Consider the following 15,475-nt stretch of genomic DNA (forward strand, 5'->3'; position numbering starts at 1 on the left):
TGCCCGTCACGGCGGGCTTGTCTCGAAATATGGGCTTCCGGTTCCCGTTGTCGCGCCTGGGTGAGTCTGCGGGTCCTAAGCTGATCGCGCACAGGAGAGGCTCTGACGTGACCAACGAGAACGAGGGCGCCGCGCCGGTCAACCCGATCGCGACGGTGCGTGCGGTGCTGCCCTCGCTCACCCCCGCCGCCCAGACGATCGCGCGCCTCATCCTCGACGACCCCGCCTCGGTGGCCCGCAGCACGATCACCGAGGTCAGCGCGATCTCGGGGATCAGCGAGGCGACGATCGTGCGGACCGCGCGGTCGCTGGGCTTCGCCGGCTACTCGCAGCTGCGGTTCGCCCTGGCGGCGGCCGTGGCCAGGGACACCCCCGAACGGCTCGTCCCCGGTGACCTCTCCCCGGACGACCCGCTGACCGACGTGATCGCGAAGGTCACGCGGGCCGAGTCGCAGGCGCTCGCCGACACGGCGGCCCAGCTCGACCCGGACGACCTCGCCTCGGTGGTGGACGCCGTCGCCGCCGCCCGCCGCGTGGACGTCTACGGGGTCGGCGCCTCCGGCCTGGTCGCCATGGACATGGTGCAGAAGCTGCTGCGCATAGGGCTGCCCGGCCACCACTTCACCGACGCGCATCTCGCGCTCACCAGCGCCGCGTTGCTGCGCGAGGGCGACGTCGCCGTCGGGGTGAGCTGCACCGGCGAGACCCCTGACGTGCTGGGCCCGATGCGGGCCGCCCGCCGGGCCGGTGCGACCGTGGTCGCGATCACCAACAACCCGCGGTCGTCCCTGGCCGGGCTCGCCGGCCACGTCCTGATCTCGGCCGGGCGCGAGTCGGCGTTCCGCCCGGGCGCGCTCGCCAGCAGGATCAGCCAGCTGCTCATCGTCGACTGCCTCTTCGTCGGCGTCGCCCAGCGCACCTTCGACGCCTCGGACGCCGCCCTCCGCGCGACCCGCGTCGCGCTCGACGACTACCTCGGCGACGCCCACCGCCGCGCTCGTACGGCCTGAGCGCTTCCGGTCACCCGGCCGGCCCACCCAGCCGGCCCACCCGGCCGGCTCACCCGGTCCGCTCGCTCGGCCCCTCCATCAGGGCCGGCGATGGTGCTGTTGTCTCTCCCCTGCCTCTGCCCTGTCTCTGGCAGGTCAGCGAACTGTTACTGGCCGAGTCCATTCGATCACATTACGTTGCGAGCAAAGGCCCCGCCGTACGAGGAGGACTCGTGAAGTCCATCGCCCGATTCTGTGGCAACTGCAGTTGTGGCTGTCCCGAGCTGTTCGTGGACGTGTCCGCCCCGGCCGAGCGCCGTGTCGTGATCACCGACGACTTCGGCCAGAGGGTGGAGATGAGTCTCGACCAGCTCGGTTCGCTCGTCGAGGCCGCGAAGACCGGCGTGCTGGACGAGCTGGCGCTCACCGGCTGACCGTGAACCCGGCCGCCCTGTTCGCCGGGGGTCTCGTCGCCGGTCTGGCCGCGGGTACGGCGTCGTGCGCCGCGGTCCAGGGCGGTCTTCTCATCGGCCTCGTCTCCTCCGGCTCTCCCGGAACCGCCGGAACCGCCGGAACCGGCCGTGCCAGCCGTACCACCTGGGACGTTCGGGACGCGCTGCCCGCGGTGGCGGTGTTCCTGACCGGGCGGCTCGCCGCCCACACCGCCCTGGGGGCACTGTTGGGCCTGGCCGGTTCGGCCGTGCGGCTCGGCCCGCAGACCCGGGCGGCCCTGCTGGTCGCCGCCGGGATCGCGGTGACCGCCCTCGCCGTACGGATGCTCGCCCGGCGCGGCCGGGCCGGATGCGCGGCCGCGCCGCCCGGCCACCTCGGCTGCTCGCACGGAGACACGCAGGACACGGCACACGCGAGCACGGCACGGACAAGCACGACACACGCGAGCACGGCACACGCGAGCACGGCGCGGACAAGCACGGCGCGGACAAGCACGGCACACGCGAGCACGGCGCGGGCGGCCGGGCTCGGCCTGGCCACGATCCTGATGCCCTGCGGGGTCACGGTGAGCCTGGAGGTCGTGGCCGTCTCGGCGGGCTCCGCGCCGGGCGGCGCCGCCGTGCTCGCGGGGCTCGCCCTCGGCACCGCTCCGGCCCTCGCCGCGCTCGGGCTGCTCCTGCGCGGGCTCGCCACGACCCGGCTCGCCGCCCTCGGGGGCGTCGCGGCCCTGGCCGCCGGGCTGTTCACCGCCGGATCGGGGCTGCGGCTCGGGAGCTGGCTCCCGGAGATCGGGTCCCCCGCCGCCGCGGCGGCCCGCGCGTCGATCGGCGCGGACGGGGTCCAGCGGCTCACGATCTGGGCGACCGACCGGGGTTTCCGGCCGGGCGTCGCCGTCGCGACCGCCGGTCGGCCCGTCGAGATCGTCTTCAGGACCTCCGGCGACCGCGGCTGCACCCGCGCCGTCGCCGTCGACGGCCGCGACGTCGTGCTCCCCGTGACAGGCGCGCGTACGGTGCGCCTGCCCGCCCGGCCGGAGGGACGGCTGCGCTACGCCTGCGGGATGGGGATGTACGTGGGCTTCATCGAGTTCGAGCGTCCCTTGACGTCAACGTCTTCCCGATAACGCTCCGTGACGTCCCGGTTACGTGTCACCCTGTCTGGCATGACACTAGTGGGAGCAGCGGAGACGACCGCGTCGATCGGGATACCGGTCTCGCGCATCCCCGGACCCCTGGAACCGAGCGAGGCCGATCTGCTCGGCAGAGCCCGTGACGGCGACCGCGAGGCGGCGCACCGGCTGGGCCGGCTGTGCGCGGAGCGCGACGACCGGCTGGGTGCCCGGCACTGGTGGGAACGGGCGGCACAGGCGGGCAACGTCGACAGCGCCTACAACCTGGGGCTCTGGCACCGGATGCACGGCACGACCGAGGAGGCCGTCGGCTGGTTCGAGGCCGCCGCGGGCACCGGAGACGCGGACGCCGCGACCAACCTCGCCTCGTTACTGCTGGAGCGGCGCGGCGACACGGCCGGTGCGCGGCTGTGGTTCGAGCGGGCCGCCGAGAACGGCTCCCGGCACGCGGCCCGGCGGCTGGCCCTGCTGTGCGAGGACCAGGGCGACGGCATGGGCGCCCGGTGCTGGCACTTCAGGGCCGCCCTGGACGGCGACCTGCGGTCCGCCCACGACCTCGGCTTCCTCGGCTACACGGCGGGCGACGAGGCCGAGGCGTCGCACTGGTGGGAGTACGCGGCGCGCGGCGGCCACGCGGAGGCGGCCTATCACCTGGCCCTGCTCCTGCACACGGCCCGCGACGAGAAGGGCGCGGAGGGGTTCTACCGGCTCGCCGCCCGGGCCGACCACCCCGGCGCCGCCTTCCGGCTGGGCGATCTCGCGCTCACCCGCGGCGACCTGCGCACGGCGCTCGCCTGCTTCGAGCGGGCCGCGCACACGGGCAGCCAGGAGGCACCCCGGATGGCCGGGCTGGTCTGCCTGCGGCTGGACGACCGCCTCTCGGCGGCGCACTGGTTCGGGCGGTCCGCGGCGGACGACCCGGAGGCGGCGTACCGGTTCGGGTCGCTGCTCGTCTCCGAGCACAACGACCTGAAGGGCGCGCGTCACTGGTTCCGGCGGGCGGCCGAACGCGGGCACCAGGCCGCCCAGGCGGAGCTGCGGAAGGTGCTGCCCCTCACCGGCGGCTGCGTGGAGACCGAGGGCTGCCTGCTGGACCCGCCCCCGCCGTACTGGACCCGCCCGGCGGAACCGGACCAGGCGGCGCGGGCCGAGCTGGCGGTGGCGGCGGCGCGCAGGCGCGGCGACGCCGCGGCCGAGCCCGCCGCCCTGGTCGAGATCCTGGGCACCTGGGACCTGGTCGCCCGCGAGTCGCTCAGCCGCGGCCTGACGGAGGGCCACACCGGCAGCGCGGCGGGTGGTGTGGTGGGTGGCATGGTGGAGTTGCTCGCCCGGATGAGCGGGCTGCACTTGGCCGCCATCGAGCATCTCGGCCTGGTGCGCGCCACACTGATGCGGCCCGGCACGGCTCCGTGGCCCACTCCCGCCGAGGTCGAGCACGTCCTCGGCACCGCGCGGGACCTGCGCGGCCACTTCGGGCTGCGCTGACCTCCACTTCCCGGCCGCGCCCGGCACTCCGGTCAGGCGGCGATGACCTCCGGGACCGGCGTGTACGACAGGCCGTGGGCGACCGCGACCGGCTCGTTGGTCAGCACCCCGGCGTGGGTGTTGAGGCCCAGCGCGAGCGCCTCGTCGCCGCGCAGCGCGTCCCGCCAGCCCTTGTCGGCGAGCTTGACGACGTAGGGCAGGGTCGCGTTGGTGAGCGCGAAGGTGGAGGTGTTGGCCACCGAGCCCGGCATGTTCGCGACACAGTAGAAGACCGATTCGTGCACGCGGAACGTCGGGTCGTCGTGAGTGGTCGGCCGCGAGTCCTCGAAGCATCCGCCCTGGTCGATCGCGATGTCGACGAGCACGGAGCCAGGCTTCATGCGGGAGACGAGCTCGTTGGACACGAGCGTCGGGGCCTTCGCGCCCGGGATGAGCACCGCGCCGATGACCAGGTCGGCCTCCAGCACGGCCCGCTCGACGGCGTACTGCGTGGAGACCAGCGTCTTCAGCCGGCCCTGGTAGATGGCGTCGATGAAGCGGAGGCGGTCGATGTTGATGTCGAGAATCGTCACGTCCGCGCCCATGCCGACGGCGATCTGCGCCGCGTTGAGGCCGGAGACGCCGCCGCCGATCACGACGACCTTGGCCGGGGCCACGCCGGGCACGCCGCCGGGGAGCACGCCGCGCCCGCCGTTGAACCGCATCAGGTTGTACGCGCCGACCTGCGGGGCGAGCCGCCCGGCGACCTCCGACATCGGGGCCAGCAGCGGCAGCGTGTTACCCGCCTGGACCGTCTCGTACGCGACGGCCGTGGTGCCGGCCGCGAGCAGCGCGTCGGTGCAGGGCCGGGAGGCGGCCAGGTGCAGGTACGTGAACAGGATCTGGTCCGCGCGGAGCCGGTGGTACTCCTCCTCGATCGGCTCCTTGACCTTGAGGATCATCTCCGACTCGGCCCACACCTCGTCGGCGCCCTCGACGAGCTTGGCGCCGGCCGACAGGTACTCCTCGTCGGTGATGTGGGAGCCGAGACCGGCGCCGCGCTGGACGCTGACCTCGTGCCCGTGGCGGACGAGCTCGTGGACGCCGGCCGGGGTGGCGGCGACGCGGTATTCGTGGTTCTTGACCTCGGCGGGCACACCGATCTTCATGGAATACGTCCTTTCAGGCGGTCACTCGTCACGGTCGCCCCCTACCCGGCCGAACGAGCTTGATGGTCTAAAGGCGGGCCCACGCCTCGGTGAGCACCGAACGGAGGATCGACTCGATCTCGTCGAACTCCTTGGGGCCGCAGATCAGCGGCGGGGCGAGCTGCACGACCGGGTCCCCGCGGTCGTCCGCCCGGCAGTACAGGCCGGCGTCGAAGAGCGCCTTCGAGAGGAAGCCGCGCAGCAGGCGCTCCGACTCCTCGGCGTTGAAGGTCTGCTTGGTGGACTTGTCCTTGACCAGCTCGATGCCGTAGAAGAAGCCGGAGCCGCGGACGTCGCCGACGATCGGCAGGTCCCGCAGCCGGTCGAGAGTGGCCCTGAACACCGGCTCGTTGGCCGTGACGTGTTCGAGCAGGCCGTCCCGCTCGAAGATGTCGAGGTTGGCCAGGGCGACGGCGGCCGACACCGGGTGGCCGCCGAAGGTGTAGCCGTGCGCGAAGGTCTCGGAGCCCTGCTTGAACGGCTCGAACAGCCGCTCCGATACGATCATCGCCCCGATGGGCGAGTAACCGCTGGTCAGACCCTTGGCGCAGGTGATGATGTCCGGCACGTAGTCGAACTTCTGGCCGCCGAACATCGTGCCCAGCCGGCCGAAGGCGCAGATCACCTCGTCCGAGACGAGCAGCACGTCGTGGGTGTCGCAGATCTCGCGCAGGCGCTGGAAGTATCCGGGGGGCGGCGGGAAGCAGCCGCCGGCGTTCTGCACCGGCTCGACGAAGACGGCGGCCACGGTGTCCGGGCCCTCCATCTCGATGGCCTTGCCGACCTGGTCGGCGGCCCAGCGGCCGAACGCCTCGGGGTCCTTCTCCAGGCCGGGGAAGCCGGAGATCTCGTCGGCGCGGTAGAGGTTCGTGTTGGGGGCCTTGATCGCGCCGGGGACCAGCGGCTCGAAGATCTGCTTGAGCGCCGGGATGCCGGTGATCGACAACGCGCCCTGCGGGGTGCCGTGGTAGGCGATGGACCGGCTGACGACCTTGGTCTTCAGCGGCTTGCCCTTGATCTTGAAGTACTGCTTCGCCAGCTTCCAGGCCGACTCGACGGCCTCGCCGCCGCCGGTGGTGAAGAAGACCCGGTTGAGGTCGCCGGGAGTGAGCTCGGCGAGCCGGGCGGCGAGCTCGGCGGCCTGGGGATGCGCGTACGACCACAGCGGGAAGAACGCCAGCTCCTTGGCCTGCCGTGCGGCGGCCTCGGCGAGCTCGGCGCGGCCGTGCCCGACCTGGACCACGAACAGCCCGGCCAGGCCGTCGAGGTAGCGCTTGCCGTGGATGTCGTAGACGTAGGCCCCCTCGCCCCGCACGATCATGGGCACCTCCCCTCCCTCGTAGGAGGAGTGGCGCGTGAAGTGCATCCACAGATTGTCCTGTGCGGCCTTGAGAACGTCGGGGCGCGTCATCGCAACCTTCCCTGAAGTGATCCGTGCTGCCCACAGTGTGCACGCCGCTTCTGCGTTTTGCCAAGTGATTACGTGGCTTCACTATGCAAGAAGTTCGAATTCCGCGACATCGTGTTGTAACGGCAACGAAATCCGTCAAGGTAGATTGAGGCGGTCGAGACGTCGGCGGAGGGTCGGCGGGCCGTGTGGTCAAATGGGGTCCATCGGTCGGCCGTAACGACCGAAACCACGCACATCGGGAGAACGCCGTGACACCTGAGGAGATCGAGCGCGCCGTCGAAGCCGGCATGCCGCAGACGGTCGAGGACCTCAAGCGCCTGGTCGCCATCCCGTCCGTCGCGTTCCCCGGCCACTCTGAGGCCCCGGTCCTGGAGGCCGCGGCGCTCGTGGAGCGCCTGCTGCGCGCGGCCGGTCTCCCCCACGTCAGGCAGATTCCGGTCGAGGGCAGCTTCCCCGCCGTGTTCGCCGAGGCGCCCGCCCCCGACGGTGCCCCGACCGTGCTGCTCTACGCGCACTACGACGTGCAGCCCTCGGGCGACCTCGCCCTGTGGCGCACCCCGCCCTTCGAGCCCACGACCGTCGACGGAGCCGTGTACGGCCGTGGCGTCGCCGACGACAAGAGCGGCGTCATCACGCACGTCGCCGCGCTGCGCGCCTTCGGCGGCCGGTTCCCGGTCGGCGTGAAGGTCATCGTGGAGGGCCAGGAGGAGTACGCCGGGGAGCGTCTGGAGGACTTCGTCGCGGCCAACCCCGAACTGCTGCGCGCGGACGCCATGGTCATCGCCGACGTCGGCAACCCCGAGGTGGGCGACCCCGCCCTCACGACCTCGCTGCGGGGCATGGCCGCGTTCACGATCGAGGTCCGCACGCTCGCCGAGGCCCTGCACAGCGGCGCCTTCGGCGGCGCCGCCCCCGACGCGCTGGCCGCGCTCATGCGCATGCTGAGCGCGATGCACGACGACAACGGCGTCGTACGCGTGCCGGGCCTGGAGCCCGGTGCCTTCCCCGGCGAGGCACTGGCGGAGGAGGAGTTCCGCGGTCTCGCCGGTGTGCTCGACGGCGTCTCGCTCGTCGGAGACGGCTCACTCGCCGACCGCCTGTGGGCGTCGTACGCGATCACGGTGACCGGGCTGGACGTGCCGACCGTGAGCGGCGCGATCAACGCGGTCCAGGCCGTCGCCCGGGCCCGCGTCACGATCCGCATCCCGGCGAGCGGGAGCGCCAGGCAGGCGCTGGACGACGTGATGGCCTTCCTGGAGAAGGTCGCGCCCTGGGGCGTCAAGGTCTCCTTCGGCGACTTCGTCACCGGCTCCGGGTTCCAGATCGAACCGGGCGGCCCGGCCATGAACGCCGCCGAGCGGGCGCTGGAGCGGGCGTTCGGACGGCCGCCGCGGCAGGTCGGCCAGGGCGGGTCGATCCCGCTGGTCGCGGCCCTCGCCCGGCAGTTCCCCCAGGCCGAGATCCTGCTGTACGGCGCGGAGGACGACGGCGCCTCGATCCACGCCCCGAACGAGCGGCTGGTGCTGGAGGAGCTGCGGCGGACCATCGTCACCGAGGCCCTCTTCCTCGCCGACTACGGCGGCTGGCACGGCGCTTCCTGACCACGTCGCTTCTCGACCACGGCGCTTCCTGACCACGGCGCTTCCTGACCACGGCGCTTCTCGACCACGGCGCTTCCTGACCGCGGTCGGTAGCGCGGGTGCGGGAGGGCCCGGCGGCTGAGGGGGGCCGCCGGGCCTTCCGTTTCCCTCGCACGTGCCTCCTCGCACGTGCCGGAATGTCCTACTGGTAGTGGATGTCGGAGGCGCTGTAGAGGCAGTTCGTCCCGTCGGCGCCGCTGCCGATCTCCGTGGGCTCGCTGCCCTTGGGCACGCCCTTGTACTTCAGGCAGACGATCATCTTGTGGTTCGGGTCGTTCTTGATCGTGATGTTCGAGAAGCGCGCGGTGTCGCCCCAGTTGGTGTTGATGCCCGCGAGCGCCTTACCGGGGTAGGTCGCCACGATGTTCGACATCTGCACGTGCCGCTGGTAGGAGTTCGTGCAGTTGCCGCAGGCGCGGTAGAGCTTGCCGAAGTTGTCCACCTGGAAGTTCCTGATGACCATGGTGCCCGGCCCGTTGTGCTGGAACACCTTGTCGGAGGCGCTCCTCGCCCCACCGCCGTCGATGGTCATGACCTGCGACGACGAGCTGCCCAGCAGGGTCGCGGCGTCCTCGCCGACGTCCTCCCACCAGACGTTCTGCAGGGTGCAGCTGCCCAGGCAGTGGACGCCGTCGGCGCCGGGAGAACCGATGATCACGTTCTTGAGCGTCGCGCCGTTGGCCAGCTCGAAGATGGGCTTCTGGCTCTCGCTCTGCCCGCCGTCACCCATGGCGCCGCCCGCGTAGTAGCGCCGCAGGTTGCCGTCCATGGTGCCGGAGACGCTGATCGTGCTGGTGACCGCCTGCGATCCGTTCGCGCTCGGCCAGCCGGACGGCGGCGTCGGGTTGCTCGTCGGGGTGGAGCCGGTGGGCTGGAGGGTCCACTGTTTGGTGGCGACCGAGTCGCAGGAGTTCTGCTGGACGAGGGCGCCGGAGGCGGTGGAGTTGTCGGCGGTGTTGAGGCATTTGTCGCTGTTGGCGTTGATTACCCGGTAGTTGGCTCCGGAGGCGGTGAGTTCCCAGGTCTGGGAGGAGGCGCCGGTGCAGGTTTCCTGCTGGACGGCTTTGCCGGCGGAGGTGGAGGCGCCGGTGACGCCGGCGCATTTGCCGCTGTTGCCGGCGGTGAGGCGGACGCCGCTGCCCTGGGCCGACAGGGTCCAGGTCTGGTTGGTCGTGCCGGTGCAGGCGGAGACGGTGAGTTGTACGCCGTCGGAGCCGCTGCTGCCGGGGACGGTGAGGCACAGGCCGCCGGCGCCGTTGACGATGCGGTAGGCGCCGGTGGTCGGCGCGGCGTTGGAGACGCCGGTGAACACACCGCCGACCAGGGCGACGATCCCGGCGACGGCGCCGGCCACCCCGGCTGCGTTTCTGGTGCTCCTTCTCAAGGCCGAGCTCCTTGCGTGTCGTGCAGGACCCCTGACCGAGGGGATGAATCCTGGTCCCACGAGGAATTCATGAATGTGAACTACATTCATGAATCGGAACTGACTTCACGTTACGGAGCACGCGGATACGGGTCAATGCACCGCACCGGGCATCTCACCGTCTGCTCCGGCCACCCGCGGGTCCGACCAGGTGAGAGCCGAAGTGCCGCGGCCGTCGCGGTGAAAGTTTCATGAAACACGGTGTGACGTTCCCGGCGGGCGCGCCCCCGCAACGACCACCGGCCGCCGTCGTGGACACGACGGCGGCCGGTGTGCGGGAGGGCTCAGCGCGCGCCGGCGCCGGCCGTGACGACGGACTTGACGCTCGACGGGGTGTCGAGGGAGTAGGAGTAGGGGATGGAGGCCACGCTGCCGCCGGCGTCCCCGCTGCCCGAGCCGACCAGGTAGTTGTTGCGCGCCACGAGGTTGCCCGGGGCCGACGACCCCTCACCGCGGTGGTAGGGATCCTGCACGTTCTCGAAATAGTTGCCCTCGACCAGCACACCCGCCCCCTCGGTGGAGGCGACGCCGTACCCGCTGTTGCGGTTGTAGTAGTTGTTGAAGACATGCACCGGGTTGCCGAAACGCACGCGCGGATGCCGCTGGGTGGTCCCGTCGAACCAGTTGTGGTGGTAGGTCACCCGAAGGTGCCCGCGGTCCTCCGCTCCGTTGTCGTCGCTGTGGCCGAGCAGCATCGTCTTGTCGTGGTTGAAGAGGCGGTTCCACGACACGGTCACGAAGTCGCTGGCCCGCTTGACGTCGATGGCGCCGTCGTAGCCGTGTGACAGCGTGTTGTGGTCGATCCACACGTTGGTCGAGTACTGCACGTTGATCGCGTCGTCGCTCCAGTCCCGGAAGATCAGGTTCCGGATGATCACGTTCTTGGCCTCCGACACGTTCAGGCCGCAGCCGACGATCGTGGCCCCGGAGGCGCCGACGATCGTCTTGTTCGACCCCACCCTGAGCATGCCCGAGCACGAGATCGTGCCGGACACCCGGACCACGGAGGCGGTGGTCCCCTGGATCGCGCTCGTCAGGGCCGAGGCGCTGCTGACCGTGACCGTGCCGGCGTTCCCGCCGCCGGTGGTTCCGCCGTTCTGAGTGGCCCAGCCGACCAGGCCGCTGCCGTTGCCGCCCGGGGTCTGGGACGGGCTGGGCGACGGACTGGGCGAGGGACTGGGTGACGGGGTACGCGACGGGGAGGGCTGGCCGGACGGCGATCCGGTGACCCCGCCGGTGCAGGACACTCCGTTGAGCGTGAACGCGGTGGGCACGGGGTTGGACGAGCCCGACGTCCCCTGGAAGCCGATCGAGGTGCTGCCACCGGTGCCGATCGACCCGTTGTAGGAGAGGTTCGTCGCGGTGACACCGGCGCCGCTCTGCGCGTACGTGGCGCCCCAGCCGCTGCTGACCGTCTGGCCGGCCCCGAAAGACCAGCCGAGGGTCCAGTTGGACAGCGGGTCGCCGAGGTTGGTGATCGCGATGTCCGCGACGAACCCGCCGTCCCACTGCGAGGCGACCTTGTAGTCGACCCGGCAGCCCGAGGCGGCGTTCGCCGCCGAGGAGGTCACCCCGACGAGCCCGGCGGCGGCCGCGGCCACCGCGGTGACCGCTCCAAGCAACGCCGCGTGATGTCTGCGTACGGACATCTTCCTGTCCCCTTTCGACCCAAGGATGATGAGGACACCGGTCCAGCCGACCGGCGTTCGAGCAGGCAGCGCCGAGATGAGGCGCGCGGATCCCAGGCGGCGACCTCGTTCGGCTACATGGATGCGGTTTACATACGGGTGGTGGTGGCGTGAACGTAACCACGAGGACGGGACGGGTCAACGAAGCGCTTCGACACCACGGCCGCATCCCGCGAACTGCCTGACAGGGGGCCTCATCGGCCGGAGCGCGCACCTGAAAGTTGCAGGTTCGGGACGCGAAGCCGCGGCCGGCCGCGTACGGGAACATGACCGCGGTGTTAGCGGGGCGAGATGATCGGCAACTAAGGTGATCCGCCGTTCGTCGGGATTAGTACCGGTATCCCGTTGACATGAAGGAGATCCGTGTATCCCCCACCGCAGCAGAAGCGCCGCCGCAGCGTGGCCCCGTTCATCGTCGCGGTCATCGTGGCGGGAGCGCTCATCGTCGGCCTGAAGACGGTGTTCGGCGGGATGCCCGACGTCGGGAAAGCCTTCCGCGGCGACGCGGGCGGCGACTCGGCCGGACGCGCCTGCGGGGACGACGGGATCACCCTGACCGTCTCCGCCTCCAGCGACAAGGCCGAACTGCTCCGCACGATGGCCAGAAGCTACAGCGGCCACGAGGTGGACGGCCGGTGCGTGGACGTCGTGGTGAGCTCCAAGGCGTCCGGTGACGCGATGCAGGCGCTGGCGCGCGGCTGGAACGCGCGGCAGGACGGGCCGAAGCCGGACGTGTGGACGCCCGCGTCCGCCGGGTGGGTCGCCCTCCTGCGGCACCGCGTCGAGGGCGGCGACCGGCAGTCGCCGGCCTCCGCCGACAACCCCACGATCGCCAAGTCACCGCTGGTCATCGCGATGCCCAAGCCGATGGCGCAGGCGCTCGGCTGGCCGTCGAAGAAGATCGGCTGGTCGGACGTCCTCGATCTCGCCGACGACCCGAAGGGCTGGGCGAAGTACGACCATCCCGAGTGGGGCCGGTTCCGCCTCGGCAAGACGAACCCGAACTTCTCCACCTCGGGCCTCAACGCGACCGTCGGGGCCTACTTCGCCGCCACCGGGCTGTCGGGCGACCTCACGGAGCGGGACGTCACCGGGGCGAAGGCGCGCGACTTCGTCAAGGGCGTCGAGCGGTCCATCGTGCACTACGGCGACACCACGCTGACCTTCCTGACGAACCTCCAGCGCGCCGACGACGCGGGAACGGCGATGTCCTACATCTCCGCGGTGACCGTGGAGGAGAAGTCGGTGTGGGACTACAACCAGGGCAACCCGACCGGCGACCCGAAGACGCTCGGCGACCACGCGAAGCCTAAGGTCCCGCTGGTGGCGATCTATCCCAAGGAGGGCACGCTCTTCTCCGACCATCCGTACGCCGTGCTGTCCTGGGCGGACGCGGCGAAGAAGGCCGCGGCGGCCGACTTCCTGAAGTACCTGAAGGCGTCCGACCAGCAGAAGGAGTTCGCGAAGTACGCCTTCCGGTCGTTCGACGGCAGGCCGACCGGCCACATCACGGCCGCCGACGGCCTCGACCCCAAGCAGCCGGCGACCACGCTGAGCACTCCGACCCCGCAGGTGCTCGACCGGATGCTGCGAAGCTGGGCGGAGCTGCGCAAGCCCGCCAACGTGCTGATGGTGATGGACGTCTCCGGCTCGATGGGCGCCGACGTCGCCGGCACCGGCAAGACCAAGCTCGACCTCGCGAAGCAGGCCGCGGTCAACGCGCTGCCGCAGTTCGGCCCGAACGACCGCGTCGGCCTGTGGATGTTCTCCCTCAAGCAGGACGGCGAGAAGGACTACCGCGAGCTCGTGCCCATGGGCAGGAACAACCAGTCGCGCCTCAAGAGCCGCATCCAGGGCCTGATCCCCAGCGGCGGCACGGGCCTTTACGACACCGCTCTCGCGTCGTACCAGGAGGTGCTGCGGCACCAGAGCGGCGACGCCATCAACGCGGTCGTGTTCCTGACCGACGGCAAGAACGAGGACAACAACTCGATCTCCCTCGACGACCTGCTGCCGCAGCTGCGTCAGGAGACCGGCCAGGACACGGTGCGCATGTTCACCATCGCGTACGGCGGGGACGCCGACCTCGACGTGCTGCGGCGCATCTCGCAGAGCACCGACGCGGCGGCCTACGATTCCCGCAAGCCCGTGAGCATCGACCAGGTGTTCACCGCCGTCATCTCCAACTTCTGACGATCTCCGACTTCTGACCGGGAGCCCTCTTGTCCCGCTTCACCGAGGAACTGCGCGACCCATGGGCGCTGCTCCTGGGCGCCACGGCCGCCGGCGCGGCCTGGGCGGTCGACGTCCATCCGGCGGGGGCGGCCGTCGCCGGCGTGGCGGTGTGGCTCACCAAGGCCTTCGCCTCCGCGTGGCAGTCCACGGGAGACGAGAGCCGCCCCGAACCGCAGGAGCCGCCGGTCGCACGCGGCAGCGCGGAGGAGGCCTGGCTGCGGCGGGCCGAGCGCGCCGCCGGGTCGTTCGCCGACCTGGCCGGCTCGATGCGCGGGCAGATCCTGCTCGACCGGATCGCGGACATGCGCCCGCAGGTGGACGACACGGTCGGCACGTTGCGGCGGCTGGCCGGGCACGCCTCCGTCACCGGGTCCGCCCTCGCCCGTTTCGACCCCCGCTTCCTCGACCAGGAACGCGCCCGGCTCACGCAGGCCCGCCGTACGGCACGTCAGGAGGTCGCGGGCGAGCTCGACCGGTCGATCGCCGCGCTGGACGCGCAGCGTGAGGTGTACGGCCGGCTCTCGGGCGCACGGGAGCGGGTGCTGGCCCGGCTGGAGTCCGGCGCCATCAGCCTGGAGGGTCTGGTCGCGCGGGCCGTCGAGATCTCCGCCATGACCGCGACCTCCGGCGGCGCGGACGGCGGCGGCCAGGCGCTGCACGACCTGACGACCGAGCTCGAACTCACCCGGCAGAGCCTGCACGAGGTCGAGGAGGCGACCCGCCGCGACCTCGGCCCCTGACGGAGGCCCAAAGGGCGGCGCGAAGGGCGGCACAGAGGGCGGCGCGAAGGGCGACTCAGAGGACGGCGCGAAGGGCGACTCAGAGGACGGCGCGAAGGGCGACTCAGAGGACGGCGAGGAGGCGGGCGAGTTCCTTCGGGCCCGCGTTGCCGCCCGTGCAGACGACGGCGACCCGCCGCCCGGCGAACTCCTCGCGCCGGGCCAGCAGCCCGGCCAGGGCGGCCGCTCCCGCTCCCTCGGCGAGCGTGTGGGCCTCGCCCAGCAGCATCCGCTGGGCCCGCAGGATCTCGTCGTCGCCGACCAGGACGAAATCGTCCAGCCGGTCCCGCATCACGGCCTGGGGCGTCGCGAACGCCGAGCCCGTGGCCAGGCCCTCCACGACGGTCTTGACCGGCCGGTTCACCAGGGCGTTCAGCCGCCACGAGTCGTGCGCGGCGGGGGCCTGCGCCGACTGGACGGCGATCACCCGGCAGCCGGGCGCGAGCGCGGCCGCGGCCAGGCACGCCGCCGCGGCTCCGGTGCCGCTGCCCACGGGCACGAACACCGCGTCCAGGTCCGGCCGGGCGGCGAACATCTCGGCGTAGAGCGTGCCGACCCCGGCGATGATGTCCGGCTCGTCGGCCGGGCCGATCAGCCTGCGCCCGGTGCGCTCGGCGAGATCGCGGGCGTGTCCGGCGGTCTCCACCATCGTCGCGCCCCGGACCTCGACGGTCGCCCCGAGCGCCTCGACCGCCGCCACCTTGGCCGGGTTCGGGTTGTCCGGCATCAGCACCGCGCAGGGCACGCCGTACAGGCGGGACGCGTACGCGATCGACTGGGCGTGGTTGCCGGTGGAGTACGTGACGACCCCGCGACCGCGGTCGGCCATCCGGGCCAGCAGCGTGATGCCGCCGCGCACCTTGAACGCTCCGGTGGGCTGCACGTTCTCGTGCTTGACGTACACCTCCGCGCCGACCGCCGCGTTGAGCACCGGATAGGACCACATGGGCGTCTCGGGGAGCTGGGGGGCGATGAGCCGCCTGGCGTCCAGAATGTCGCGAATGCCTGTCATGCGTACCAGCGTGGCCCACGGCCCGATGTCAGGTCCAACTCATG

At 71.6% G+C, this 15,475-nt stretch carries 12 protein-coding genes; 7 read left to right on the forward strand and 5 right to left on the reverse strand.

Features of this window, described 5'->3' with window-relative positions; translation table 11 throughout:
* Nucleotides 1–107 precede the first annotated feature (107 nt).
* The 4 genes from HHX33_RS21180 (at nt 108) to HHX33_RS21195 (ending at nt 4,056) form a co-directional block, all read left to right on the forward strand.
* The gene (locus HHX33_RS21180) at nt 108–1,010 is read left to right on the forward strand and encodes a MurR/RpiR family transcriptional regulator (RefSeq protein ID WP_310737979.1); all 903 of its coding nucleotides are present in this window, start codon (nt 108–110) and stop codon (nt 1,008–1,010) included.
* Nucleotides 1,011–1,222: 212 nt separating this feature from the next.
* Nucleotides 1,223–1,423, forward strand: a complete 201-nt coding sequence (locus HHX33_RS37305; RefSeq protein ID WP_167521623.1) for a hypothetical protein — start codon at nt 1,223–1,225, stop codon at nt 1,421–1,423.
* Between the two features lie 2 nt (nt 1,424–1,425).
* Complete coding sequence (locus HHX33_RS21190; protein ID WP_182876136.1) at nt 1,426–2,565, forward strand: sulfite exporter TauE/SafE family protein; 1,140 nt, start codon at nt 1,426–1,428, stop codon at nt 2,563–2,565.
* A 39-nt stretch (nt 2,566–2,604) separates the two neighbouring features.
* On the forward strand, nt 2,605–4,056 hold the full coding sequence (locus tag HHX33_RS21195) for a tetratricopeptide repeat protein (protein WP_182876137.1): 1,452 nt from the start codon (nt 2,605–2,607) through the stop codon (nt 4,054–4,056).
* Nucleotides 4,057–4,088: 32 nt separating this feature from the next.
* On the opposite strand, the gene ald is transcribed toward HHX33_RS21195, so the two are convergent.
* Together ald and HHX33_RS21205 are read right to left on the reverse strand one after the other, a co-directional pair.
* Entirely contained in the window at nt 4,089–5,204 is a 1,116-nt protein-coding gene (gene ald, locus HHX33_RS21200; protein ID WP_182876138.1) for an alanine dehydrogenase, read from the reverse strand.
* A gap of 67 nt (nt 5,205–5,271) precedes the next feature.
* Nucleotides 5,272–6,654: an aspartate aminotransferase family protein gene (locus HHX33_RS21205; RefSeq protein WP_182876139.1), complete on the reverse strand. Its 1,383-nt coding sequence runs from the start codon at nt 6,652–6,654 to the stop codon at nt 5,272–5,274.
* Between the two features lie 248 nt (nt 6,655–6,902).
* On the opposite strand from HHX33_RS21205, the gene HHX33_RS21210 reads away from it, so the two are divergent.
* Nucleotides 6,903–8,255: a M20/M25/M40 family metallo-hydrolase gene (locus HHX33_RS21210; protein ID WP_182876140.1), complete on the forward strand. Its 1,353-nt coding sequence runs from the start codon at nt 6,903–6,905 to the stop codon at nt 8,253–8,255.
* Nucleotides 8,256–8,436: 181 nt separating this feature from the next.
* On the opposite strand, the gene HHX33_RS21215 is transcribed toward HHX33_RS21210, so the two are convergent.
* Together HHX33_RS21215 and HHX33_RS21220 are read right to left on the reverse strand one after the other, a co-directional pair.
* Complete coding sequence (locus tag HHX33_RS21215; protein ID WP_259402702.1) at nt 8,437–9,678, reverse strand: pectate lyase; 1,242 nt, start codon at nt 9,676–9,678, stop codon at nt 8,437–8,439.
* A gap of 323 nt (nt 9,679–10,001) precedes the next feature.
* Nucleotides 10,002–11,366, reverse strand: a complete 1,365-nt coding sequence (locus tag HHX33_RS21220) for a cellulose binding domain-containing protein (RefSeq protein WP_182876142.1) — start codon at nt 11,364–11,366, stop codon at nt 10,002–10,004.
* Between the two features lie 402 nt (nt 11,367–11,768).
* Here HHX33_RS21220 and HHX33_RS21225 point away from each other — a divergent pair, with 402 nt between their 5' ends.
* Together HHX33_RS21225 and HHX33_RS21230 are read left to right on the forward strand one after the other, a co-directional pair.
* The gene (locus tag HHX33_RS21225) at nt 11,769–13,598 is read left to right on the forward strand and encodes a substrate-binding and VWA domain-containing protein (protein WP_182876143.1); all 1,830 of its coding nucleotides are present in this window, start codon (nt 11,769–11,771) and stop codon (nt 13,596–13,598) included.
* 29 nt (nt 13,599–13,627) lie between these two features.
* Nucleotides 13,628–14,380, forward strand: a complete 753-nt coding sequence (locus tag HHX33_RS21230) for a hypothetical protein (RefSeq protein WP_182876144.1) — start codon at nt 13,628–13,630, stop codon at nt 14,378–14,380.
* A 103-nt stretch (nt 14,381–14,483) separates the two neighbouring features.
* On the opposite strand, the gene HHX33_RS21235 is transcribed toward HHX33_RS21230, so the two are convergent.
* Nucleotides 14,484–15,431: a threonine ammonia-lyase gene (locus HHX33_RS21235; protein ID WP_182876145.1), complete on the reverse strand. Its 948-nt coding sequence runs from the start codon at nt 15,429–15,431 to the stop codon at nt 14,484–14,486.
* Nucleotides 15,432–15,475 lie beyond the last annotated feature (44 nt).

Origin of the sequence: Microbispora sp. H10670 (assembly GCF_014161385.1) — a bacterium.
Classification (GTDB): domain Bacteria; phylum Actinomycetota; class Actinomycetes; order Streptosporangiales; family Streptosporangiaceae; genus Microbispora; species Microbispora triticiradicis.

What these genes read in the sequence shown, in the direction of transcription:
- HHX33_RS21195 (WP_182876137.1), top strand. Translation starts at nt 2,605, where the DNA reads ATGACACTAGTGGGAGCAGCGGAGACGACCGCGTCGATCGGGATACCG.
- ald (WP_182876138.1), bottom strand. Translation starts at nt 5,204, where the DNA reads ATGAAGATCGGTGTGCCCGCCGAGGTCAAGAACCACGAATACCGCGTC.
- HHX33_RS21205 (WP_182876139.1), bottom strand. Translation starts at nt 6,654, where the DNA reads ATGACGCGCCCCGACGTTCTCAAGGCCGCACAGGACAATCTGTGGATG.
- HHX33_RS21220 (WP_182876142.1), bottom strand. Translation starts at nt 11,366, where the DNA reads ATGTCCGTACGCAGACATCACGCGGCGTTGCTTGGAGCGGTCACCGCG.
- HHX33_RS21235 (WP_182876145.1), bottom strand. Translation starts at nt 15,431, where the DNA reads ATGACAGGCATTCGCGACATTCTGGACGCCAGGCGGCTCATCGCCCCC.